Annotated in this window: 24 protein-coding genes; all 24 read right to left on the reverse strand. The window is 48.0% G+C overall.

Going from position 1 to position 26,181, the window contains the following annotated elements:
* Position 1 precedes the first annotated feature (1 nt).
* Positions 2-967, reverse strand: a complete 966-nt coding sequence (gene fcl, locus KHS78_RS11395; protein WP_246506384.1) for a GDP-L-fucose synthase — start codon at positions 965-967, stop codon at positions 2-4.
* 54 nt (positions 968-1,021) lie between these two features.
* Positions 1,022-2,122 carry a GDP-mannose 4,6-dehydratase gene (gene gmd / locus KHS78_RS11400; RefSeq protein WP_211828570.1) on the reverse strand — a complete coding sequence of 367 codons (1,101 nt, stop codon included), beginning with the start codon at positions 2,120-2,122 and terminating at the stop codon, positions 1,022-1,024.
* A gap of 85 nt (positions 2,123-2,207) precedes the next feature.
* Complete coding sequence (locus tag KHS78_RS11405; RefSeq protein WP_211828572.1) at positions 2,208-3,086, reverse strand: alpha-1,2-fucosyltransferase; 879 nt, start codon at positions 3,084-3,086, stop codon at positions 2,208-2,210.
* 49 nt (positions 3,087-3,135) lie between these two features.
* Positions 3,136-4,137, reverse strand: coding sequence for a glycosyltransferase family 2 protein (locus tag KHS78_RS11410; protein WP_211828574.1), 1,002 nt, complete (start codon positions 4,135-4,137; stop codon positions 3,136-3,138).
* A gap of 29 nt (positions 4,138-4,166) precedes the next feature.
* Positions 4,167-5,267, reverse strand: a complete 1,101-nt coding sequence (locus KHS78_RS11415; RefSeq protein WP_211828576.1) for a DegT/DnrJ/EryC1/StrS family aminotransferase — start codon at positions 5,265-5,267, stop codon at positions 4,167-4,169.
* Positions 5,268-5,303: 36 nt separating this feature from the next.
* A complete protein-coding gene (locus tag KHS78_RS11420; protein ID WP_211828578.1) occupies positions 5,304-5,963 on the reverse strand; it encodes an acyltransferase in 660 nt (219 codons plus the stop codon).
* 40 nt (positions 5,964-6,003) lie between these two features.
* A complete protein-coding gene (locus KHS78_RS11425) occupies positions 6,004-6,573 on the reverse strand; it encodes a GNAT family N-acetyltransferase (RefSeq protein ID WP_343216904.1) in 570 nt (189 codons plus the stop codon).
* On the reverse strand, positions 6,574-6,969 hold the full coding sequence (locus KHS78_RS11430) for a sugar 3,4-ketoisomerase (RefSeq protein ID WP_211828580.1): 396 nt from the start codon (positions 6,967-6,969) through the stop codon (positions 6,574-6,576).
* Positions 6,966-7,838 (reverse strand): glucose-1-phosphate thymidylyltransferase RfbA, encoded by an 873-nt coding sequence (gene rfbA / locus KHS78_RS11435; protein WP_211828582.1) that lies wholly within the window; start codon positions 7,836-7,838, stop codon positions 6,966-6,968. Before rfbA ends, KHS78_RS11430 begins: the two co-directional genes overlap by 4 nt.
* A gap of 2 nt (positions 7,839-7,840) precedes the next feature.
* The gene (gene rfbB, locus KHS78_RS11440) at positions 7,841-8,920 is read right to left on the reverse strand and encodes a dTDP-glucose 4,6-dehydratase (RefSeq protein ID WP_211828583.1); all 1,080 of its coding nucleotides are present in this window, start codon (positions 8,918-8,920) and stop codon (positions 7,841-7,843) included.
* A 15-nt stretch (positions 8,921-8,935) separates the two neighbouring features.
* Positions 8,936-10,054 (reverse strand): glycosyltransferase, encoded by a 1,119-nt coding sequence (locus KHS78_RS11445; RefSeq protein ID WP_211828584.1) that lies wholly within the window; start codon positions 10,052-10,054, stop codon positions 8,936-8,938.
* Between the two features lie 23 nt (positions 10,055-10,077).
* Positions 10,078-10,986, reverse strand: coding sequence for a glycosyltransferase family 2 protein (locus KHS78_RS11450; RefSeq protein WP_211828585.1), 909 nt, complete (start codon positions 10,984-10,986; stop codon positions 10,078-10,080).
* Positions 10,987-11,518: 532 nt separating this feature from the next.
* Positions 11,519-11,992, reverse strand: coding sequence for a transcription termination/antitermination NusG family protein (locus tag KHS78_RS11455; RefSeq protein ID WP_211828586.1), 474 nt, complete (start codon positions 11,990-11,992; stop codon positions 11,519-11,521).
* A gap of 19 nt (positions 11,993-12,011) precedes the next feature.
* A complete protein-coding gene (pyrF, locus tag KHS78_RS11460; protein WP_211828587.1) occupies positions 12,012-12,728 on the reverse strand; it encodes an orotidine-5'-phosphate decarboxylase in 717 nt (238 codons plus the stop codon).
* Between the two features lie 162 nt (positions 12,729-12,890).
* Positions 12,891-14,066, reverse strand: coding sequence for a lipopolysaccharide assembly protein LapB (gene lapB, locus KHS78_RS11465; protein WP_211828588.1), 1,176 nt, complete (start codon positions 14,064-14,066; stop codon positions 12,891-12,893).
* A 3-nt stretch (positions 14,067-14,069) separates the two neighbouring features.
* A complete protein-coding gene (locus tag KHS78_RS11470) occupies positions 14,070-14,381 on the reverse strand; it encodes a LapA family protein (RefSeq protein WP_211828589.1) in 312 nt (103 codons plus the stop codon).
* A 20-nt stretch (positions 14,382-14,401) separates the two neighbouring features.
* Entirely contained in the window at positions 14,402-14,704 is a 303-nt protein-coding gene (locus KHS78_RS11475; protein WP_211828590.1) for an integration host factor subunit beta, read from the reverse strand.
* Positions 14,705-14,932: 228 nt separating this feature from the next.
* Positions 14,933-16,612, reverse strand: a complete 1,680-nt coding sequence (gene rpsA, locus KHS78_RS11480) for a 30S ribosomal protein S1 (RefSeq protein WP_211828591.1) — start codon at positions 16,610-16,612, stop codon at positions 14,933-14,935.
* 333 nt (positions 16,613-16,945) lie between these two features.
* Positions 16,946-17,635, reverse strand: a complete 690-nt coding sequence (gene cmk / locus KHS78_RS11485; protein ID WP_211828737.1) for a (d)CMP kinase — start codon at positions 17,633-17,635, stop codon at positions 16,946-16,948.
* Positions 17,631-19,883 (reverse strand): bifunctional prephenate dehydrogenase/3-phosphoshikimate 1-carboxyvinyltransferase, encoded by a 2,253-nt coding sequence (locus KHS78_RS11490; RefSeq protein WP_211828592.1) that lies wholly within the window; start codon positions 19,881-19,883, stop codon positions 17,631-17,633. Before KHS78_RS11490 ends, cmk begins: the two co-directional genes overlap by 5 nt.
* Positions 19,873-20,997: a histidinol-phosphate transaminase gene (hisC, locus tag KHS78_RS11495; protein WP_211828593.1), complete on the reverse strand. Its 1,125-nt coding sequence runs from the start codon at positions 20,995-20,997 to the stop codon at positions 19,873-19,875. Before hisC ends, KHS78_RS11490 begins: the two co-directional genes overlap by 11 nt.
* A 51-nt stretch (positions 20,998-21,048) precedes the next feature.
* The gene (gene pheA, locus KHS78_RS11500; protein WP_211828594.1) at positions 21,049-22,143 is read right to left on the reverse strand and encodes a prephenate dehydratase; all 1,095 of its coding nucleotides are present in this window, start codon (positions 22,141-22,143) and stop codon (positions 21,049-21,051) included.
* A 74-nt stretch (positions 22,144-22,217) separates the two neighbouring features.
* The gene (gene serC / locus KHS78_RS11505; protein ID WP_211828596.1) at positions 22,218-23,300 is read right to left on the reverse strand and encodes a 3-phosphoserine/phosphohydroxythreonine transaminase; all 1,083 of its coding nucleotides are present in this window, start codon (positions 23,298-23,300) and stop codon (positions 22,218-22,220) included.
* 186 nt (positions 23,301-23,486) lie between these two features.
* The gene (gene gyrA, locus KHS78_RS11510) at positions 23,487-26,090 is read right to left on the reverse strand and encodes a DNA gyrase subunit A (RefSeq protein ID WP_211828598.1); all 2,604 of its coding nucleotides are present in this window, start codon (positions 26,088-26,090) and stop codon (positions 23,487-23,489) included.
* Positions 26,091-26,181 lie beyond the last annotated feature (91 nt).

The following is a 26,181-nucleotide window of genomic DNA, read 5'->3' on the forward strand; positions in this document are numbered from 1 at the left end:
ATCATGCACGTAATGTACGGCTGTTTTCTCGGAACCATTCATAAGTATCAGCCAACCCTTGTTCAAGGGGAATGGATGATTCCCAGCCCATACTACGGATTCTACAGACATCCAGAAGTTTCCTGGGTGTGCCATCCGGCTTGGACGTATCAAACCGGATATTACCTGTAAATCCGGTTACCGTAGCCATGGTTTCTGCAAGCTCCCTGATTGTGCAATCAACACCAGTGCCAATGTTGATATGCGACATCATTGCTTCTGTATTTGCTTCATAGATGGATTTATCCAGGTTCATGACATGCAGGCAGGCAGCCGCCATATCATCAACATGAAGGAATTCCCGCATCGGCTTTCCTGAACCCCAAACAACAACTTCACTGTCATTGGCGGATGCAGCCTCATGGAAGCGACGCATCATGGCAGGTATGACATGACTATTTTCTGGATGAAAATTATCATTCGGTCCATACAGGTTCGTAGGCATTACCGAGCGATAATCAACACCGTATTGCCGGTTATAAGACTCACAAAGCTTAATCCCGGCAATTTTGGCAATGGCATACGCTTCGTTTGTTGGTTCTAATGCGCCGTTTAACAGTTCTGTTTCAACGATCGGCTGTTGCGCATACTTTGGATAGATACAACTGGAGCCAAGAAAAAGCAGTTCCCTGACACCCGACGCATAGGCCTGATGGATGATATTCGACTCAATCATCAGGTTTTCGTAAATAAATTCAGCCGGATAGGCATTATTCGCATGAATACCCCCGACTTTTGCTGCAGCCAGATATACCTGATCAATACGTTCGCTGGTGAAAAAATCGCGAACCGATTGCTGATTGGTAAGATCAATCTCATTCCGATCAGCAACCACAATTCGATGTTGAGCAGATTGCTGTCTCAGCTGGCGGATAATGGCCGAACCGACCATTCCCTTATGACCTGCGACAAAAATATTTTTTTGCATAATTTATCCTGGTGTCTTCCTGTCAAATCATTAAAAGCGTCGACTGACAGGCTCTTACTCCCGGGATACTTTCACATTGAAGCCATGTTGCTTAAGCAATGCATGGCGTTGAGCGGATTCAAGGTCATTATCGACCATTTCACTCACCATCTCTTCCAATGACGTAGACGGTGTCCAGCCCAGCTTTTCCTTAGCGCTTGTAGGGTCGCCCAACAGTGTTTCGACCTCAGCAGGACGGAAATACCGGGGATCTACAGCAACAACCTTCTGCCCGATGGTTAGCGCATGTGCCCTGTCACCAGATATTGTTTCAACATAACCACATTCATCGACGCCATTTCCTTCCCAGCGTATCGTAATACCCAGGTTTTTAGCTGTCAGTTCAACAAACTGACGAACGGAATATTGAACACCAGTCGCAATGACAAAATCTTCAGGTGTTTCCTGCTGGAGCATCAACCATTGCATCTCGACATAGTCTTTGGCATGCCCCCAGTCACGCAGTGCATCCATGTTACCCAGATACAGACACTGGTCCAGACCCTGTGCAATATTACTCAGGGCCCGGGTGATTTTACGCGTGACAAAGGTTTCCCCACGGCGCGGGGACTCATGATTAAAAAGAATGCCATAGGCTTCCCGGTAGTTCACCGTAATCCAGTAGGCATATAGTTTTGCCACAGCATAGGGGGAACGCGGGTAGAATGGCGTCGTTTCCTTTTGAGGCACTTCCTGAACCAAACCATACAGTTCGGAGGTAGAAGCCTGATAGAAACGTGTTTTTTTCTCCAGCCCGAGAAAACGAATAGCTTCCAGCAAACGCAATGTACCTAAAGCGTCAACATCTGCGGTATATTCTGGCGACTCAAATGATACTGCAACATGTGATTGTGCTGCCAGATTGTACACTTCATCTGGCTGGATCTCATTGATAATGCGAGTCAGGTTTGAGCTATCGCTCAAATCACCATAATGTAATATGAAACGTTGATTATTAATATGGGGATCTTCATAGATATGATCTATACGATCGGTATTAAAGGATGATGCACGTCGCTTTAGACCATGCACTTCATAGCCTTTATTTAACAGAAACTCCGCAAGATAAGAGCCATCTTGACCGGTAACACCTGTGATAAGCGCTTTTTTTGTCATTTCAGTATTCTTTTTGCAAAATTATAATGAATAGGTTGGCGATATGATTTCACTAGTCAACAAGGAAAATAACTTGCTAGCTGTTTTAAAGTCTGACCCAACTGTCAGGTGCAATATCAGAATCACTGAATTTATCATCTACACACCACACTTTAGGCATACAAACAATTTTATCCGAATAATCTGATAGATAGGCTGGCCAACGACTAAACCCACTATTCGCTATAATGAAATGATGACATTGCTGCATAAGGTGGAAGTCAAGGTGTCCATCATAAGGGCTATGGCAATCCACATAATGTACAGGAAGTTCAGTGTTCAAATGGGCTTTAACCCAATCAATTTCATCAGAAAAAACAAAAAGTTCAGGGGCATCCAGATTACTCGCCATATACGACATTGCTTTCTCATAGTACGATAAATCCAATAAACCATGATAAGCCTGAACCTTGGGATCCGTATAATCACCCCGCCTTATATGCAGACAAACACTATCTCTAGTGTTCCTGATTTTATCTTCCCAATTACGTGTTTCCAGCGTTCCTTGGCTTTTAACTGTAAACTCCGCCTGTAAAACACTCTTAATTGGCTCATAGTAAACAATACTCGGAAAATTACCTTTCAAATACTGTTTACCGGGAAGATTAAAAAAATCTGGATCAAATGTGAGCGAATGTTCTTTATATTCACCCCATGTATTCAATCCAAATTTCTTTTTTAGCTTTTTCTTTATACTGTTAAACCATGGATAGTCACTTAATCCAATAACCTCTTGAATCTCATGATGAGTTGCAATGTCCGTCTTAATGTTCAAATGCTTCAGTCTGAACTCTGTTAACGTCCCTTCGCTGCAGTCACTGACATCGACTTTCAACGTGACATTATGATGGGTGGCTAAAGCCTTGGCAGCAGCATATACGCCCATCTGGTTCGCCAGTCCACCAACTGGTTTGGCAATAATCATTTACAACCACCTCATTTATTATATTTATATGCAGCGACTGAATTAAAACTTATTTTCTTACCAAATTGCAATTGAGTTTATATAAATAATACTCAATCCTAAAAAGAGTCAGAATTGACTGAAATCTATACTTAACCTTATATTCTGTAGAAAAGATAATTTTAAAAAGAAGACCCTTAGGAATATTGCGCGACGCTAACTTTATTTTTCTTTCAGCATTGATCACTTCTGCTTTCGTAAAGCTCTTTCTATAAAGCCTCAACTTTTTATTTAATATTCTTATCCACTTAAACGTCCCTATTACCCACTCACAACCCATCTCATCAATCAAATCTTCAGATTTCAAAAATGAAAAAAGTTCATATTGTGTATCCAAAAACTCCAGATGCCTTATATTGAACTGTCGAGTCAGTGAGGTCGGCTCACTAAAATAATAATACTTTCCAGATGCACGTGAAACTTTTGGCGCTTTATATAAGAGAACCCTTGTAACATATTCATCCGCATTATATAAATCAACACGACAATGATTATAGCAACTAGAATATAGTTCTTTTTTGTAAAGTCCTGCCCCATGTAACATCCAACTAGAAAGCGTTAACTGCATTGCAAGACGACCTTCCATTGGCCACTTGAAACAATCCAAATCTATTAGTTTTTCTCTCTTACCATCAGACGAATCGGAATAAAGATCCAACAAAACTATTGCTGAATCTGTGTTTATAGCCTCTTCGTAGGAAGTCTCCAAAGCATCATCACTGATAGAATCATCATGATCTAGCGGTAAGACATAATCAGCTACTGCATGATTCACAGCTGTTTTTCTCGCTCCTCCAACGCCTGTATTTTCTTGTCGTACCAGCTTGATTCTCTTATCAACTGCTCTTCTTTGTTCTATTATGTTTACACTATTATCTGTCGAACCATCATCAACGCATACGACCTCAAAATCTTTCATTGTTTGTTTTGAGAGTTTTTCTAGCGTGTTACCTATAAATTTTCCAGAATTATAAACTGTAATTAACACACTAACTTTAGGTACTGTAAGCATTACCAAATCATACTCAAAAAAATGCAAAATTACTGAAATGAGTTAATTGCCATTGTTATTTTTGATATTTGATCTGACATCATAACAGGACTAATTGGTAGACTAAGGACTTCTCGATGTAGCATTTCAGAAATAGGAAGCTCAATTCCATTTAAATTTTCATAAGCACCTTGCTGATGCGGTGGAATAGGATAATGAACAATCGTTTGTATACCATGTTCACTTAGATAGTCTACAAGTCGATCACGTTCATGAATTCGAACAACATATAAATGCCAGACATGCGCATTACTGTCATGCATAATTGGTAGTTCAATAATGGGGTTCAACAGATGCTTATTGTAGTATGATGCTACTTCTCTACGCGCATTAATTTCAGAATCAAGATACTGGAGCTTCACACGCAATAGCGCTGCCTGCATTTCATCCAGCCGACTATTCACACCTTGATATATGTTTTTATACTTTTCCTGAGATCCATAGTTACGAAGTGCTCGCAGTGTTTCTGCCAGTTGAGCATCTGATGTGGTAATCGCACCAGCATCCCCGAGAGCTCCCAAGTTTTTGCCAGGATAAAAACTGAAACCTGCCGCATCACCGATACTTCCAACCTTTTTTCCTTGGTAGCACGCGCCATGAGCTTGGGCACAGTCTTCAACTACCTTGAGGTTATGTTTTCTTGCAATTGACATGATTGCATCCATGCCAGAGACTTGGCCATATAAATGAACCGTAAGTATTGCCCGTGTTCTATCACTGATATGCTGTTCAACAAGAGTAGGGTCAAGATTAAATGTCTCTGGATCAGGCTCAACCAAAACGGGTTTTAAGCGATTTTCAGTAATAGCTAGAATAGAAGCAATATATGTATTAGCAGGTACGATGACCTCATCACCTTCTGCTAACTGCCCTTGCTCGATCCATGCACGCAGGATCAGTGTTAATGCATCCAGTCCATTAGCAACACCAATACAAAATTCTGTACCGCAGTAGGCAGCAAACTCGCTTTCAAACTGTGCGACTTCTTCCCCTAAAATATACCAGCCAGAATCTATTACCCGTGCAGCAGCATCTTTTAATGCCTGTTGGTACTGATGATTAATCGCTTTTAAATCAAGAAATGGAATCATGCTAATATCATTGCGTAAATAGTAAAAACGTAAATACTATAGATCGTTAATCTTCTTACATGGCACACCTGCTGCTATACAATTGGCAGGTATCTCACCGCAAACCAACGACCCTGCAGCAATCACTGAATTTTTACCAATTCTGCTACCTTTTAAAACAGTGACATTATTACCTATAAAAACATTATCGCCAATCACGATTGGCTTTGACTCTCCAGAAGTTGATCGCCGAGTGTCAGGTGAGAGCCCATGAAAATCACTATCATATAGTTGAACATCGGTTCCTATGAGGCAATCTTTGCCAATAGTTATACTCGACTTATCGGCAACTGCTGTAAATGAATTATTAATGATAGTGTTATCTCCAAATATGATTGAAGCACTTTCTTCTCTTACTTCAATATAATGATATCTAGAAAAGAAATCTTTCGAGTTTTTATAGCCAAATATCACTTTACCATCAACAATAACCTTTCCCTTTCCAACAACTTGAAGCGGCTGTTTAACTATAGCTTCAACATGAAAATCTGAAACATAGCGATAAAAAGCAATTCTAATCTTTTGATAAATTCTAAAAATTAGAAGCATCTTAAATCTATCTTTACTCTTTGACAATTCTTTACCACTAAAAAGATTAAAGTTACAATCAAAAATCTTTAAAAGACCAAACCCAACACACTTTTTATTTAACAGCACATATCAAAAAACATAAATCTATATTTCAGGACTCAGCCACTTACAAATATCTTTCCAGACTAACCTTTTGCTTTTGATATGCTTCCGGATAATAATGATAATATATGTCCGTATCATTCTCATCCGTTTTTATTGCACCCAACTTTTCATGAAATGCCAAGACAGCCTTATTTTCTCTTCTGACTTCAAAATGAGATCTACTAAACTTTTTTACCTCAAAAGCAAACTGATAAACAAGCATCGCACTCTCAACAGCTGCAGTTCTAGTTTTATTCTCATTGAGTATCCAACTACCCCAACTAAAGCTATTCTCACTCTCTTTAAAGTCATATAAACGCACAGTCCCAATTGGAAAACCATTATCTTTTCTTTCTATAATAAAATAATATTCAAGACCTATTGATTCGCGATTTTTATATTCTTTTAACCATGATTTCTGAAGCTCGACATCATCTTCTACAGATGAAAGGTATTTATTATACTTTTCTGAAATTCTCAGACTTAAAATGAACTCAGCATCATCAACGCAAGCCAACCTAAGCCTTATAGTTTTTGACTCAAGCATTATTAGGATACTTCCATTAATATCAAAACATTCATCATCTGGCACTCAGTGAACAGCTTTTAAAAAATGATTATAATCACGTATATAATCACTTTCACAATAAATATCGCTGGCAAGGACCATTAGAATACAGTCTTCACTAAAATCATACATTTCATGCCAGACCATTTTATCTATCAGAAGTCCTTTGTCAGGTGACTCCAAACAAACGTCTACTTTTCCATGACCGTTATCCAGTAGAAATGTGCAGGTACCCTTAACACACACTGCTACCTGCCTCAACGCTATATGCGCATGAAATCCTCGACGACAATCTGTAGGAGTACCATAGATGTAATAAACACGCTTAAGCGTAAAGGGTATGTTCTTGTGCTCTTCCAATGCAACGAGACCACCTCGTTGATCAACTATTTCTTTAAACACAATAATTTCAGGTGTCATGCTTGTGCTCCGGCAATTGTCATCAGATATTGTCCGTAGCTTGTTTTTTTCAGCATGCAAGCCTGTGTAAGCAATTCATCAACACTCAACCAACCGTTGTTAAAAGCAATCTCTTCCAAACAAGCAACTTTTAGTCCTTGCCGGTGTTCGATTGTTTGAACAAAGTGTCCGGCCTCAAGCAAAGCATCATGGGTTCCAGTATCCAACCATGCAAAGCCACGCCCCAGTAGTTCAACATGCAGCTGACCCGCATCAAGATACATCCGGTTTATATCCGTGATTTCAAGTTCACCACGTGCTGATGGTTTTATTTCACGACACAGGTCAACCACATGATTGTCATAAAAATATAAGCCGGTAACGGCATAAGATGACTTCGGATTTTTGGGCTTTTCTTCAATAGATGTCGCATGTCCATCATCATTGAAGGCGACAACACCAAACCGCTCAGGGTCTTTCACGCGATAACCGAAAACAGTTGCACCATCATTACGGCTGGCGGCTTCCTGGAGTTTGGGAGTGAATCCCTGTCCATAGAAAATGTTATCACCAAGTACCAGGCACACACGATCATTACCAATGAAGCTCCGACCAATGGTAAAGGCCTGTACAAGCCCTTTGGGTTCTGGCTGTATGGCATAGGTAAGATTAATACCAAACTGGCTGCCATCGCCAAGGACATTATAGAAATGCACCTGATCATCAGGTGTGGTAATGACAAGAATATCCTGAATACCCGCCAGCATCAGTACTGAGAGCGGATAATAAATCATGGGCTTGTCGTAAACTGGCAATAACTGCTTGGAGACCCCACGGGTAATAGGGTGTAACCGTGTTCCACTGCCGCCAGCAAGAATGATTCCTTTCATTGTTATTCACCCACTCCTAACCTTTCCCGCTGATAACTGCCATCTTGTACATGACGACACCACTCCAGATTGTCGAGATACCACTGCACGGTTTTTCGAATACCCGTTTCAAATGATTCTTCAGGTATCCAGCCCAGTGTTTTCTGGATTTTGCTCGCATCAATAGCATAACGCCTGTCATGCCCGGGACGGTCAGCCACAAATGTAATCAAATCGTTATAGCGTACCAGCCCGGCGGGTTTCTTCGGTGCTAATTCTTCCAGTAATTCACAAATGGTGGTTACTACATCGATATTACGCATTTCGTTGTGACCACCGATGTTATAGGTTTCACCGGCTTGGCCTTTTGTTAATACGGAATACAATGCCCTGGCATGGTCTTCCACATACAACCAGTCTCGTATTTGCTGTCCCTGGCCATAGACAGGCAAATCTTTCCCTTCGAGGGCATTGAGAATAACCAGCGGTATTAACTTCTCAGGAAAATGATAGGGACCATAGTTATTGGAACAATTAGTTAGCACTACTGGCAGGCCATAGGTTCTGTGCCAGGATCGCACTAAATGGTCAGAACTCGCCTTACTCGCAGAATACGGGGAGCTAGGTGCATAAGGAGTCGTTTCACGAAAAAGATCATTATCATTTTCCAGATCACCATACACTTCGTCCGTTGAAATATGATGGAAACGAAACTGGCCTTTTTCAGCATCGTCTAGTGTATTCCAGTATTCACGTACAGCCTCGAGCAATATATACGTGCCAACAATATTCGTCTGAATAAAAGCTGCAGGACCATCGATGGAACGATCGACATGGCTTTCTGCTGCCAAATGCATAATTGCAACAGGCTGGAACTCCTTGATGACTTTAACCATCAAATCACTGTCGCAGATATCAGCTTTAACAAAGTGATAGCGGGGATTTTCTGCCACAAAATTTAATGATTCAAGGTTACCTGCATAGGTCAATTTATCGACATTGACTACTGTATGTTCTGTCTCATTGATCAGGAAGCGAACGACAGCCGACCCAATAAAACCGGCACCACCTGTAATAAGAATCGTATTTTTACTTTGCTTCATAGTAAGCGACAACTGCTATACCTGCTCAATCAACTGCCTGTATTGGCGCCTGTAATCTTCAATAGCATGATTCGCCTGCAGGTAGGCCAAATGCTCTTTACCTGAGTGCGTAATAGCTTCCGGTGTCATTTGCAGATATTTTTCCATCGCCTGGGCTAATGCTTCAGCATCTTCAGGCATCGCCAACTGGCCTACCTTTTCAATCACCGGGCGAATGGAAGGTATATCACTCCCTATCGTTGGCAGCGCACCACTCATTGCTTCCAGCAAAGAGATTGGCATACCTTCACTTAATGATGGCAGCGCAAATACATCAAAGGCCCTGACATATTGCAGTGCATTGTCTTTCCAGCCAACGAGTTTAACGACATCATTCAGCTGATGCTCATCAATCTGTTTCTGAAGTGTTTGATCCAGTCGGCCACCACCAATAATCACAACCTGCATGTCAGGGTATTTGTCCTTAAGCAACCTCGCGGCATCAATCAGATACTTATGACCTTTAACCGGTACCAGCCGCCCGATTGTTCCGAAGACAAACCGCTGATGGTCGATAGACAACATCTCCCGTGCTTTCTCACGTGTATGTTGAACAGCATGGGCACGTTTAATATCTATCGCATTGTTAATCACAAGCGTGTTTTGATCATTCAGGCTGTTACAATGCTTAACTAGATCGTTTTTGACCGCCTCAGAAACCCCAACGAAACGCCAGTTTTTCTGTATCAGGCGATTAACGGCTTTCTGACGATAGCGACGATCAAAATCACCTAGCCCATGTGTCACACTGACACACAAGCGAAATGATAAAAATCGATTCAACAGTAAAAACAGATGCGTTGGCTTGAATCGATGGCAGATCACGACATCGAACGCGTTATCTTTACAGAAACGATAGAGGCGGTAGAGCGCCAAATAACGCTGCATGCCTTTCAATTGTTTACTACTGAAGTCAAAGTACACGGATCTATGAGCCGCACTTAGCTGATCGCCTTCACGTGGTTTTTTCTTCAAAAAAGCCGTTGTAATGTCAAAGCGATCACCATCCAGCCCTTTTATGATTTGTTCAGCAAGATCAGATTCATTGACATTAAAATTATTCTGAATTTGCAGAATACGTAGTTTTGACGTCATTAATGGAGTTTCAATAGGTTAAATCAGGCGACCAGCAGGCGAATAGCCTTTTTGGTATATGAAATTTTAAAGAGTGCACGCCAATCATAGCCCAGCGCTTCACGATAATACTTTAATGCAGGTTGTTTTTGACCAGCGAGGTAAAACGTTCTGAATAGCGATAAACATCGCTGTCCGGCATAAATACGCTTGTACTTTTGGAGGTGCGCAGGAATAAGATCTTCGCGAAAAACTTCCTCAATCAGACGTGTTCCAATATCGTTAGCGTATTTGAGGTTATGCCTGAGACTGTCAGAATGCTTATGTATACGATTTAACGGCTTATCAAGTGCAGCACTTTCAAAATTTGTCAGTGCATAGGCAAACACAGGAATATCCTCAGAATTACGAAACTGCTCAGGGTAACGACAATGCTGGAATATGCTCCTGTGCATGGCTGTTGCACCATTTGATGGTGTGATCGTTTTTTTCAACAGGTAACCGACAAGACAGTCACCGGGATCAGTGGGCAGAGTTTTCACACCACGGTAGCGCTCACTGCCATCGGCATCTGCCACCATGTGGCCGCCGACGATTATCCGCACAGTATCATGCTCTGAGATAAAGCGACGAAGGTTATCTAACGCATCAGGCATTAACTCATCGTCCGCATCAAGAAATATCAACCATTCACCGGTTGTATTATTGATTCCAAAGTTTCTTACTGCGGCAGGACCTGAGTTTTCTCTGGTCACAGCGTCGAATCTGCCCGGGTAAGTTGATCTCAGGTGGTCAATGACGTCTCTCGTATTATCCGTAGAGCCATCATCGACGATAAGGACCTCATAGTCATTTCCCGACTGTTGCAGGACAGACTCAAGCGCCCGTGGCAAGCTGTCTGCGTAGTTATAGGCGGGTATCACTACACTAAACAGGCATTTCTCAGTTTTCATCCGAATACATCTGGCTCGAGAATTTTCCGATTGTATAGATTCACTCAGAACAGGGGCGCATCCAGGTAACACAAAATCTCAGACACGCTACCGCCCGCCAACTTCATTTCGCATTTGTTGGAACTGCGGTCGGTTACATGTCATGACGTGTAGTTTTTACCTGCCTGCACCCACTCCTGTACACCCTTGGTGACTTTGCTGCCTGAATGGTTAAACGAGATATATGACGTTGGCTGGCTGCCGCAAAAACACCCGAACGAGCGTATTAGTAGATGACTGACAAAACTTCATACTTCACCCACTCGGCATAGCCAAAACAGAAAAGATATGTGAATTCTACGTGGTCATATACGAGATGCAATCTTGACTTTCATCATGAGCAAAAATTCTGTTAGTCAGGGGATATTGACACTAAAAATACGGCCAGACGGACGCGAGGCATCACTAGATAAGTAGTGCAATGGGAGCAAACACCCTGAAATCTTTAAAACAAAACAGACCGGTTTTGCCTTAAAAATAAATTTAAAATACTTCAGCTGTGTTTACGAAGATTTTCTGTGCGAACCACCAGTCGCTGTTCACGATTCAGCACATTGAGCAAGACAACACTACGCTCTTCGCCGCGATCACAAAGATATATCGCCTGAATCTCGGCGAATGGCCCATCTGTAAACCCAACAACCTGACCTGCCTCAAAAGCCGGGCTTCCCCTCAGACTGTGCTCCTGATGACGAACCCCTTCAAGCAATTCCTCAGGCACTTTGGCAAACTCATCACCAAAGCGAACAAAGGTCATAACACCACGTGTCGATCGAACCTTGCCATAATCAGGATTATCTTCAAACGCATCATGCTGAAGAAAGACATAACCAGGAAATAATGGCTCCACCCTGGCCTTTTTTTTCTCCAGCATGGGGCAGTAAGCTGTAAACCCCTGCCGCTCCAGGTTTTCGACAGCCCGCTGCTCCTGCCGGGGCTTGCTACGCAGCAAATACCACTCATCCATAAGAGTTGTTCCCTGTTGTTCAGTTCAGGCTGGCGATAATTGTCTCCAGCATGTTAACCGGTTCTTTAGCCTGTGTAATTGGCCGGCCAATGACCAGATAATCACTTCCATTCTGCACAGCTTGAGCCGGCGTTACAATACGACGCTGGTCATTTACGTCGGAATTTTCCGGACGAATACCGGGCGTAACCAGCTTGAAATTGGCACCATGAGATTGCTTGAGCATCGTCGCTTCCTGAGCCGAGCATACGACACCATCCATACCGCTGCCTGCTGATAAAGCGGCAAGATGCTGCACCATCTCTGCAGCACCAGACTTGTAGCCAATTTCGAGCAACGCTTCATCGCTCATACTGGTGAGCACAGTAACCGCAATCAACAATGGCAGACGATCAAGCTGAAGCCGCTCAAGCTCTTCTCGACAGGTTTCCATCATACGACGACCACCTGAGGCATGCACATTCACCATCCACACCCCCAGTCTGGCTGCAGCTGCAACCGCCTTACTGGTTGTATTGGGAATATCATGGAATTTCAGATCAAGAAAAACATCAAAGCCTTTGTTCTGCAGCGTTTCAACCACGCCAGGGCCTGCACAGGTAAACAGCTCTTTACCCACTTTCACCCGACACATCGCAGGATCCAGCCTGTCCGCCATGGCAAGCGCCGATGCAGCCTCAGGAAAATCCAGGGCGACTATGACTGGGGATAAGCAAGAGGAAGCGGATGAATTCATGGGTAATGCAATCTCGCAGAAATGAGCACAGGCGGGCAAAATTCTGACCGAGTATACAGCATGAAAAATGACAATGCATCTCACACACCACTCTGTACCGTCCACAAAACCTTCATGAAAGTCACCGCAACGCATACCAACTTACCAAGAAAAGCGGGTGATTTACTCGCCCTCAATACCCATAATTGGCTCGGTAGTTCCCCATTCATGACAACGGGGGCAGCGCCAGTGGAGCGTTTTTCCATCGAAGCCACACTGCGTACAACGATAAACAGGTTTACTGCCCAGCAGACGTCCAGTTAACTCACGCAACAACATCAGATTTTGCCGCGGACGACCTTCCGCATTCTCAATATTGAGATCAATCAGCGCATTCAAGCCCTTTAACGAAGGTCTTTTAACGATTTGCTCAGCGATAAAACGCCCCGCCTCCTTATCTCCCTGCTGTCGTGCAATCAACCTGGCAGAAGCCAGAACAACCGCCGCCGAAGGGTACTCACGCAGGCATTTTCCGAGATAAACCGACAAACCGCGACTGGACCACAACGCCTCAAAACTGCGCTCCAGTAATGGAATACTTTCAGAGATAAACAGTGGATTTTGCTGGTAGATACGCTGCAAAACGCGCGCTGACTCTCGATAGTTTTTCAATGAGCACTCAAGACTTCCAAGAATCAATGTTGCGCGCACATTATCCCGATCCCGCGCAAACGCCAGACGAAGATTCTTACGGGCCACCAACACATCATTACCTTCAAGTGCTGCCTCCGCCAACTCACAATGGTAATGAGCCAGCTGGTGCTGATACCGATGACTGTCAACGCCTTGCGCCTGGTGAATGACATCAATCGCTCTCTGCCACTCTTTTTCCTGTTCATAGACCGACAAAAGCAACTGGACAGACTCATCCGCTCCTGACCAGGGCGTTTTCAGCATATCCTCAAGCAGGGACTCACCGCGATCCAGCAATCCCGCCTTGATGTAATCATGCGCCAACTCCAACTGGACGCGAAGTGATTGTTCACGGGTCAGACTCGGCCTGGCAAGAAGGTCCTGATGCGCCTGAATCGCTTTTTCAATCTCGCCACGACGCCGAAACAAGCGCCCCAACACAATGTAGGTATCAACAGTATCAGCATTGATTTCCAGCGCTTTGATGAACGACTCAATCGCCTCATCGGTCTGCTCATTCAACAGGTAATTGAGACCGACAAAGTATTCACTGTTAAGCGATCCATCCTGCCGCTGATGTTGCGACTGCTTGCGCTGCCGGTATCCCAGGAAAAAGCCAGCCGCCATGGACACCAGTATCAGCGCCATCAAAAGGGGGTCAAACATGGATCAACTTAGCCCCTTCAGCGCATTCATTCTCAGCTTTTTGACCTCCGCCTCAAGCTGCTCGTTTTTACGCTTCAGAAGCACATGCCTGACACGAAAGCGCGCCACCAAGACCATACCGGAAAAGATACCAACGAGACCACCCAGCAAAAAGCCGACAACAACAACCGCCGAAAGAGAAGCAGGTGCCAGGGGGTAACCCAAAATGGTCAATGTGACCTCAGTCGGATTTTCCAGCACGAAAGAGAAAAGCAGGAAAAACAGCGCTATAGCCAGAACTGACCACAGTAAAAGACGTACCCACCTGATGACCATCTTGTTACATACCCGAATTATTACCGGCCAACACCGTCCAGTGCCGCCTGATTCACCCGCTCACGTAGCTCTTTGCCGGGCTTGAAATGGGGAACATATTTCCCGGAAAGCGCGACGGTTTCGCCGGTCTTGGGATTTCTACCTTTTCTGGGGGCCCGGTAATGCAAGGAGAAACTGCCAAATCCGCGAATCTCTATACGTGCACCAGAGGATAATGCACCGGACAACTGATCAATAATAGCTTTCACCGCGAGCTCAACATCCTTGAGCATCAACTGATCCTGAACCTCAGCAATACGTTCTATTAATTCTGATCGAGTCATAACGTGCTTCCCTTATCACGGTGCGCTATCACGCCCTCTGCCCCCGCTCCAGACGACAGCGCATTCAAAGACGGCATCACCGCTTGCCCTGACCACTGCCCGGCACCCACAAGAACACAAAATTCTAAGCTAGCCAATTCCCCCTCGATAATCAAGCAACTTATTGATAAGCATAAAAAAACCGCCGGTCTAACCGGCGGTTTTTTTACAGCAATTCAGTCGTAAGACTTACTTGCCTTCCATCTGCGCCTTGATCAGGTCACCGATGGTGGTTGGGCCAGCGGCAGGCTCTTCCTGCTTACCGCGAAGCTCTTTCATGGCAGCCTTCTCGTCTGCTTCGTCTTTCGCCTTGATGGACAGGCTGATGACGCGGCTCTTACGATCAATGCTGATGATACGAGCTTCGATCTCTTCGCCTTCCTTCAGCACGTTAGTGGCGTCTTCAACGCGGTCACGGCTGATTTCAGAAGCCTTCAGAGTGCCTTCGATCTCTTCACCCAGCTCTACGATAGCAGCCTTGGCGCTCACTTCCTTCACAGTACCCTTGACGATAGTGCCCTTGGGGTTAGTATCGGCATACATGGCAAACGGATCGGAATCCAGCTGCTTGATACCCAGGGAGATACGCTCACGCTCTGCATCGATAGACAGAACAACGGCTTCGACTTCTTCGCCCTTCTTGTAGTTGCGAACAGCTTCTTCACCACCTTCGTTCCAGCTAATGTCAGACAGGTGAACCAGACCGTCGATACCACCTTCCAGACCGATAAAGATACCAAAATCGGTGATGGACTTGATGTTACCCTTGATCTTGTCGCCTTTGTTATGCTGACCGGAGAACTCTTCCCATGGGTTAGCTTTACACTGCTTGACACCCAGGGAGATACGACGACGTTCTTCGTCGATATCCAGCACCATAACTTCAACTTCATCACCCAGGGAAACGACTTTGCTTGGGTGAATGTTCTTGTTGGTCCAGTCCATTTCAGACACGTGAACCAGACCTTCAACGCCTTCTTCCAGCTCAACGAAGCAGCCGTAGTCAGTCAGATTAGTGACGTGACCGGAAACACGGGTACCTTCAGGGAAGCGGTTCTTGATGGCGATCCACGGATCTTCACCCAGCTGCTTCAGACCCAGAGATACGCGGTTGCGCTCACGGTCAAACTTCAGGACCTTGACGTTGATCTCGTCACCAACGTTGACGATTTCACTCGGATGCTTGATACGCTTCCACGCCATGTCAGTGATGTGCAGCAGACCGTCAACACCACCCAGGTCAACGAACGCGCCGTAGTCGGTCAGGTTCTTAACGATACCCTTGACTTCCAGACCTTCCTGCAGAGTACTCAGCAGTGCGTCACGCTCAGCGCTGTTTTCAGCTTCCAGAACGGCACGACGGGAAACAACCACGTTGTTGCGCTTCTGGTCCAGCTTGATAACCTTGAAGTCCAGCTCTTTGCCTTCCAGGTGTGCAGTGTCGCGAACCGGACGGACATCAACCAGAGAACCAGGCAGGAACGCACGAATCGTGCTGACGTCAACAGTGAAGCCACCCTTGACCTTGCCGCTGATAATACCCTTGACCACGTCATTGGCTTCAAAGGCTTTCTCAAGCTCTTTCCAGGATTCGGCACGCTTGGCCTTCTCACGGGACAGCTTGGTTTCACCGAAACCGTCTTCGACTGCATCCAGAGCTACCTGAACAGTGTCGCCCACCTGAATGGTAAGCTCACCGTTCTCAGCGCGGAACTGCTCCACAGGGATAACACCCTCGGATTTCAGACCAGCGTGAACGATAACCCAGTCGCCATCAATATCAACCACGATACCATCGATGATGGAACCAGGCTTCATTTCAATCTCTTTCAGACTCTCTTCGAAGAGGTCGGCAAAGCATTCAGTCATTGTCATTCCTGTTAAAGATGTCAAACGAAACAGAGCAACGCTGCCTGAACAGGACAAATGCGTTGATGATTTCGCATGATTCCCACCGTACCACCAGTCTGTACGGGTTAATCATCACAAAGGGGTTATGGTCCGTCACTGGCTCTACGACCTGCAGCAGGATAAGGCTCCTGCCACGTTTCCGGTCGTCAAGACCATCACCCCACCTTGCACCAGTAAACAGCTACTGCCTTCTTTACGTTCTGCCGAACCATTAAACGGTACGACACAACTATAAGACTACAAGGCGGGTAGCGATCTACTGATGCATAATTCGAATATAGGTGCCGATTTTCAGATCACTGCGTTACGACGCATGGTATCCAGCACTTTATCCAGCACTTCCTGTATTGTCAGTTTAGTGCTGTCTATGATAATCGCATCATCAGCGGGCTTGAGCGGTGCAACTGCGCGGTTGCTATCCTGATCATCCCGTGCCTTTATATCGGCTAAAAGGCGGTCAAGACTAACATCTACCCCTTGGGCTTGCAACTGCTCGAAACGGCGTTTTGCACGCTCCTCAGTACTAGCAGTCAGGTAGAATTTAATATTCGCATCATCAAACACCACCGTTCCCATATCCCGGCCATCTGCAACCAGCCCCGGCATTTCGGCAAAGGCCCGCTGCCTTGACAACAGCGCCCTGCGCACCTCCGGAAGAGTAGCAATCTTAGACGCCCAGGCACCCACTTCCTCGGTACGGATCACATTTGCAACATGCTCACCTTCCAGCACAATGCCACCTTCTGAGGCATCATCTCCACCGGCAAGGAACTGCACATCCAAATGGGCTGCCAGCACTTTCAGGGATTCTTCATCCTCCAGGCTGACGCCATGATTCACAGCCGCCAGCGCCGTCAAACGATACAGTGCACCACTATCCAGAAGGTGCCAGCCCAACTCGCGGGCCAGCAAACGGGCAAGCGTTCCCTTACCGGATCCTCCCGGACCGTCAATGGTTACAACAGGAACATTGTTTTCAATCACGTCTGATCTTCTCAATCACTTTAAGTCTGAAGCCCACCGAATCGGCCAGCTCCACAAAATTGGGGAATGAGGTGGCAACATTGCTGCAGTCCCTGATGATAATCTCATCACTGGCACGCAATGCCGCCACCGCAAACGCCATGGCAATACGATGGTCGCCATGACTGTCAATGGTTGCGCCACCCATATCACCACCCAGAATTTCAATGCCATCCGGCAATGGCCGAGCATCGATTCCCAATGCCTGCAGCCCATCAGCCATGGACTGGATTCTGTCACTTTCCTTAACCCGCAACTCCTCAGCACCACGCAACCGGGTTACCCCTTCAGCACAGGCCGCGGCTACAAACAAAACGGGAAACTCATCAATCGCCAGTGGCACCAACTCTTGCGGTATTTCAATGCCTTTAAGCTGGGCTGAGCGCACACGGATATCAGCCACCGGCTCACCACCCACCACCTGTTCATTGCTCAGGGTAATATCCGCACCCATCAGCCGCAGAATGTCGATCACACCGGTACGGGTCGGATTAATACCCACATGCCTCAACAACACGTCGGAACCGGGTGCGATACTGGCCGCCACCATAAAAAAGGCAGCAGAAGAAATATCCGCCGGAATATCAATCATCGTTGCCGTCAGCGAACCACCACCCTCAAGGGCTGCACGATTCCCCTCCACGACGACGGGATAACCAAAACCTGACAGCATACGCTCAGTATGATCGCGGGTCACACCCGGCTCAGTGACGGACGTTTCACCTTCAGCATAGAGACCGGCCAGCAACAGACAGGATTTCACCTGCGCGGAAGCCATCGGCATGTCATAAGAGACACCCTTGAGTGAACGGCCACCACGGATTTTTAACGGAGGGCGCCCTTCAGGCATGGTCTCGATCTCTGCCCCCATATCTCTGAGAGGATCCACAACACGTCCCATGGGCCGCTTTGACAGGGACTCATCACCGATCAGCTCAACATCAAAATTCTGAGCCGCCATCAACCCCGACATGAGTCGCATCGCGGTACCGGCATTGCCCAGGTAAAGCGGACCTGCCGGCTGTTTCAGTCCGTGCAACCCGACACCATAGATGGTGACACGCCCATTATGCGGACCCTCAATCACCACTCCCATGTCGCGGAATGCCTGCAGAGTCGCCAGTGCATCTTCACCCTCAAGAAAACCATCAACTTCGGTGACACCCTGCGCGAGGGCCCCAAGCATAATGGAACGGTGAGAGATGGATTTATCGCCCGGCACACGAATATCACCGCACACAGAACCGCCCGGCCGGGCCACATAGGTCAATTGACTGTTTGTCATGGGTTTCAGATACGCCTGATTTTCCAACATGCTAGTAAAATGCTCCCGCGCCGCCCTGGCCCGAGTAAAGATACCGCGCATGGTTTGACTGTCACCGCTCGCCACGGCGTGATACAAGGTGTCCAGGCCGTCCCGGAAGGCATCCAGCGCCTCCAGCACCGCCTGACGGTTGGCCTGAAAAACATCATGCCACATGGTGGGGTCGCTGGCCGCAATCCGGGTAAAGTCCCTGAAGCCGCCCGCCGCATAACGGAAAATATCCTGATTATCTTTCTCGCCAGCCAGGGTATCCACCAGAGAGAATGCTAACAAATGGGGCAAATGGCTGGTTTTCGCCAATACCTCATCATGGTGAACGACATCCATGTGGAGCACATCAGCGCCACAAGCAGCCCACAATCCTGTCACTCGATTGATTGCCCTTTCAGCACTTTGCTCTGTAGGGGTCAGGATCACCTTGTGAGCCTCAAACAGATCCGGATTGGCTGCCATCACACCACTGCGCTCTGAACCGGCAATAGGGTGTCCTGGCACCAGGTTTTCCGGCAAGCCACCAAAGGCTTTCCGGGCACTCTCCACGACAACCTGCTTGCAACTGCCAACATCAGTAATGACTTTTCGGGACCAGTCGATTTCAAGACCGGCCAGGTCTGCCAACAAAGGGCCAATAGCCAGAATGGGCACCGCCAGCACCAAAAGGTCGGCCTCACCAACCGCAGCCTTCAGAGAATCTGAATATTCATCAATAATCCCCTGCTCCAACGCGATAACCAGTGATTGCTGATCCCGATCCCACGCCATCACACGCCGGCAAACACTCCGCTGCTTCAGCGCAGCGGCCAGGGATCCACCAATCATCCCCAGCCCAATCACCAGTACGGTACTGTCCGATAGCGTCGGCAGCGAGGGTTTATCCGCCATCAGCGATCTCCTTCAGGACGGCACTCAACGCCTCAAGAAACTGCTGATTCTCGGCCTTTGTACCTACCGAAACCCGCAGGTGGCATGGCATACCATAAGCCCCAATGGGACGAACAATCACGCCCCGCTGCAACAGTCGATCGAAGACGCTTCCGGCATCACCACCCGTATCAAACGTGATGAAATTGCCAATGGAGGGAATCCACGCCAAACCCAGACTGGAAAGCCCGACCTCAAGTTGACGCAGGCCTTCCGTATTTACTTGCCGGGAGCGTGCAAGATACGTACTGTCCTCCAGTACAGCAAGCGCCCCTTCCATGGCCACACTGTTCACGTTGAACGGTTGCCGGATACGATTTAGCACATTAGTAATCGACTGACTGGCCACTGCGTAGCCAATCCGCAACCCGGCAAGCCCGTACAACTTGGAAAACGTGCGTGTCACCACCAGGTTCGGATAACGTTCCAGCCAGAGCAGACCATTGGGGTACTCCGCCTCATCGACGTACTCGCAGTACGCCTCATCCAGCACGACAATGATGCGCTCAGGCACGCTATCCAGAAACGTCTGCAATGCATTACGCTTCAGCCAGGTGCCTGTGGGATTGTTAGGGTTGGCAATAAATATGACACGGGTATTTTCAGTGATCCTATCAGCAATAGCCGCCAGGTCGTGCCCCCAGTCCTGAGCCGGCGCGACAACGGGAACACCACCTGCGCCCAGGGTTACAATGGGATACACCGCAAATGCATGCTCGGAGAAAATCACCTCATCACCCGGCGCCACATAGGCCCTGGCGACCAGCTCCAGAACATCATTGGAACCATTACCTAACGTGATGCATTCAGCCGCCACGTCATGCCTGGCTGACAACGCAGCTTTCAGCGCGAAACCATTACCATCCGGATAACGGGCTAAATCACCGGCAGCCCGAGCCATGGCATCAACCGCCTTTTGCGAAGGACCCAGCGGGTTTTCATTGCTCGCCAGCTTCACTATTGCACTTTCTTCCAGCCCCAGTTCCCTGGCGACCTCACTGACGGGCTTTCCCGGCTGGTAAGGTTGCAAGCCCTGCACGCCCGGGTTTGCCAGTGCTATGTAATCACACCCCATCTCTGCTTTTACTCCCGATATTGCGGGCCTGTCAGCCCGTCACTACGTGATTTACAGAACCCCTTTGGGGTAGGAACCCAGCACCTTCAACTCTGAGGCAAATGCCTCAACCTCCTTCAGCACATACTGCACCTTCGGATCATCCTGGTGACCGGTAAAGTCAATGAAAAAGACATAATTCCAGGCACCGGAACGCGACGGACGACTTTCAATCCGGGTCAGATCAATGTCATAACAGTGAAATGGCGCGAGCAACCTGTGGAGACTACCCGGCTGGTTGCGCATAGAGACCACGATAGAGGTTTTGTCTTCATTGCTGGCTGGCACATCCTGATTTCCAATAATCAGGAAGCGGGTAGAGTTATCCGGCTCATCTTCAATCTTTTCAGCGACCTTGTTCAGCCCGTACAGCTCACAAGCCATATCACCGGCAATCGCCGCCGAATTCCACTCACCCTTGACTCGACGCGCTGCCTCCGCATTACTGCTGACAGCGACCTTCTCCACCATGGGCCAGTGGGAGTCCAGCCATTTACGGCATTGGGCCAGCGACTGAGCATGGGAGTATACGCGCGTGATTTTTTCCTCACGGGTATTTTCCCCGACCAGGAGGTGCTGATGGATTCGCAACACCACCTCACCACAAATACGCATGGATGAATGAATAAAAGAATCCAGAGTATGGCTGACCACTCCTTCCGATGAATTCTCAACCGGTACGACGCCGTAGTTAACTGCACCCGACTCCACTTCCCGGAACACTTCATCGATAGCCGCCATGGGCACACTGACCGCAGAATGCCCAAAATGCTTCAGTGCAGCCTGCTGGGTAAAGGTCCCCTCAGGCCCCAGGTAGGCAACCCGTACCGGTTCTTCAAGCGCAAGACAGGCCGACATGATTTCACGAAACAGCCTAGCCATTTCCTCATCATCCAGGGGGCCGTCATTGCGCGTCATAATCTGCCGCAACACCTGGGCCTCCCGTTCAGGGCGATAGAAAAAAGCATCACTGGCACCTGCCGCTTCCTTGACCCGGGCAACCTCCTGGGCCACTGCCGCACGAGCACTGATCAGCTCCAGAAGCTTGCCATCAATACTGTCGATTTTATCCCGAAGCCCCTTCAGATCTTTTTCCTGGTCTGCCATCTCTATCACCCGTTATCCGTTATCACTCGCCAAACAGCCATGCGTAGAAGACAGGCTTCTTATGAATAACACCATCAGCCGTAACGCCGCTCAAAGTCAGCCATAAAGGCAATCAGCGCATCAACGGCCGCCTCAGGCACTGCATTGTAGATGCTGGCACGCATGCCACCGACAACCCGGTGCCCCTTGAGGTTCAGCAAACCTGCAGCCGCCGACTCACTCAAAAACGTGCTATTGAGCGCATCATCCGCCAAACGAAACGGCACGTTCATAATGGATCGATAGATGGGATCAATGGGGTTACTGTAAAACCCACTACCATCAATCGCCGCGTACAGCTTACCAGCCTTACGCTGATTCAGCGCCTGCATGGCTTTCAGCCCACCCTGCCGTTTGAGCCACTGGAAGACCAATCCGGACAGATACCAGGCAAAGGTCGGCGGCGTATTAAGCATGGAGTCATTATCCGAGACCAACTGATAATTCTGGAGTGACGGGCAGGCATCCGAGGCAAAGCCCATCAGATCCTCACGCACGATAACCAGCGTGATACCCGCAGGGCCGATATTTTTTTGCGCACCGGCATAGATCAAGCCAAAACGACTGACATCCAGCGGCCCGGAAAGAATGGATGAAGACATATCCGCCACCAGCGGCACATCACCCGTGTCCGGAATATTAGCAAAGGCCAGACCGCCAATGGTTTCGTTCGAGGTATAGTGCACGTAAGCAGCATCGGATGACAAACGCCATTGTGACGCGTCAGGCACCGTCACATAGTTGCCATCCGCACTACTGGCAGCAACATTTACCTGACAATAACGAGAAGCTTCTTTAATCGCTTTGGAAGACCAGTGCCCGGTATCAAGATAGTCCGCCGACATCCGCTTACCAAGAAGATTCATGGGTAGCGTCGCAAATTGCGCGGTCGCCCCACCCTGCATAAACAAGACGCGGTAGTTATCGGGAATGGCCAGCAGATCACGAAGATCCTGCTCAGTCTGCGCAGCCACTGCCATAAACTCCGGGTTACGATGACTGGTCTCCATGACCGAAATACCACGTCCCTGCCAGTCCAGCATTTCATCGCGGGCTTGCTCAAGGACTTCAGAAGGTATTGCGGCGGGACCCGCACAGAAATTAAAGGCTCTTGTCATGACGGCACTGCCTGTTTTTCACCGTTATCGCACTTTTATCCGCTTATTTTCCTTAGACAGGTAATAACCGGAAAAGTTTGCTCTCTTGGCTGGATTTTCGTTTTTATTGCACTTCCAAGCACATCGACCAACGCCACTCAAAGCAACAGGCTGCCCTTATAATCTGGACAGCCTGCCGATGGACGCTTAACTTTCCGCTGCAGTTTCAGCTTCGGCATCCGGTTCCTGAACACCATCATCCACCATGGCAGATTCATCCTCCTCCGGCTCATCCACCCGTTCAACACCAACAAGGCGCTCACCGGCAGAGAGACGAATCAGACGAACACCCTGGGTATTACGGCTCATCACCGAAATCTCTTCCACCCGTGTACGTACCAACGTGCCATGATCAGAAATCAGCATGATTTCATCACCGTTAGACACCTGTACCGCACCGACCATTGGGCCATTACGGTCATTGCACTGCATGGCAATAACGCCCTGACCACCACGTCCGGTCAGACGGAAGTCATTCACGACAGAACGCTTACCATATCCATGTTCGCTGGCAGTGAGAATGTGGGCATCATCATCCGGAATAATCAGGGAGATCACATGCTGATCTTCAGCAAGACGCATACCCCTGACACCACGGGCGGTTCTTCCCATGGCACGCACATCGGTTTCCTTGAAGCGAATGGCCTTACCGCCATTACTGAGCATCATGACATCACGACCACCATCCGTGATGGCTGCGCCAACCAGCATGTCGTCCTCATTCAACTCCAGGGCAATCAGACCGGAAGAGCGTGGGCGAGAGAACTGCTCCAAAGGTACTTTCTTGACGGTTCCACGCAAGGTAGCCATGAAGACATAATGCCCTTCGGAAAATTCTTCAACCGGCAACATGGCAGTGATCTTTTCACCCTCCGCCAACGGCAGGATATTCACCACCGGACGACCACGGGACGTACGACCCGCCTGGGGAATCTCATACACCTTCAGCCAGTACACCTTACCCTTGCTGGAGAACAACAGGATACGGGTATGGGTATTGGCCACCAGCATATGCTCGACAAAATCTTCTTCTTTGACCGATGCCGCCGATTTACCACGGCCACCACGACGTTGAGCCTGATACTCCGTCAACGGCGTAGTTTTGGCATAACCCGCGTGGGACAGGGTGACCACCATATCCTCTTCGGTGATCAGGTCTTCAACGGTCAGATCACGACGGGAACTGGTGATCTCCGTACGACGTTCATCACCAAATTCTGCAACGACTTTCTGCAACTCTTCACGGATCACGTTCATAAGACGCTCCGGATCCGCCAGAATCAGACTGAGCTCAGCAATCCTGACCAGCAGCTCCTGATACTCAGTGAGCAGCTTTTCATGCTCAAGGCCCGTCAGACGGTGCAGCTTCATCTCCAGGATGGCATGTGCCTGCGCAGGTGACAGGTGATAAAGATCTCCCTGAACACCATACACAGACGGCAGATCATCAGGACGACAGGCGTTTTCTCCAGCACGCTCGAGCATTTTCTGCACATAGCCTGCATCCCAGCCTTTAGCCATCAGGCGCTCACGCGCCTCCTGAGCAGTCGGCGAATCCTTGATCATCTGAATGATCGGATCAATATTCGACAGGGCAACCGCAAGACCTTCCAGCAGATGCCCACGCTCACGAGCCTTACGCAGTTCATAGACGGTACGACGAGTGACCACTTCGCGGCGATGCCGGACAAACGCTTCGAGCAATTCTTTCAGGTTCAGCGTTTTCGGCCGACCGTCCACCAACGCAACAACGTTGATGCCAAATACATTTTCCAACTGGGTCTGGGCATACAGATTGTTCAGTACAACCTCACCCACTTCCCCCCGACGCAATTCGATAACAACCCGCAAGCCATCCTTGTCGGATTCATCACGAATCTCGGAAATGCCTTCAATCTTGCGTTCCTTTACCAGCTCGGCAATCTTCTCGATCAAACGCGCCTTGTTCACCTGGTAAGGAATTTCGTGAATGATAATAACCTGACGCTTACGCTTCGGATCATCCACCACTTCCGCCCTGGAACGGATATAAATACGGCCACGACCGGTTCGATAAGCCTGAAGAATCCCTGCCTTACCATTGATAATGGCGCCGGTCGGAAAATCCGGACCGGGAATGTAGGCCATCAGGTCATCAACCGTGAGATCGGGGTTATCAATCAATGCCAGGCAACCGTTGATGACTTCGGTCAGGTTGTGCGGCGGAATATTGGTGGCCATACCGACAGCAATACCGGCAGAACCATTGACCAGCAGATTAGGGATACGGGTCGGCATGACCGCCGGGATCTGTTCCGTGCCATCGTAGTTGGGCACGTAATCCACGGTCTCTTTGTCCAGGTCGGACAACAGCTCGTGGGAGAGCTTGTCCATGCGTATTTCGGTGTAACGCATGGCTGCCGCCGAGTCACCATCGATGGAACCGAAGTTACCCTGACCATCGACCAGCGTATAACGCATGGAGAAATCCTGGGCCATGCGCACAATGGTTTCATAGACCGCGGAGTCACCATGGGGATGGTATTTACCGATGACATCACCGACGATACGCGCGGACTTCTTGTAGGGTTTGTTCCAGTCGTTACCCAGCTCGCTCATGGCAAACAGCACACGACGATGCACAGGCTTGAGGCCGTCACGGACATCAGGCAAGGCACGCCCGACGATTACACTCATGGCATAATCGAGATACGACTGTTTCAGCTCGTCTTCGATATTGACCGGAAGAATTTCGTTCGCAGTATCCACCATAAACGCCCAATATTCCTTGCTACAGATGACCCGCCGGACAGATCCTGCCCTCTCCTGAAAGAGTCCAGGACAACAGGCGCAAACGAACCCC

Origin of the sequence: Kistimonas asteriae, assembly GCF_018263925.1 — a bacterium.
GTDB classification, from domain to species: Bacteria; Pseudomonadota; Gammaproteobacteria; order Pseudomonadales; family Endozoicomonadaceae; genus Kistimonas; species Kistimonas asteriae.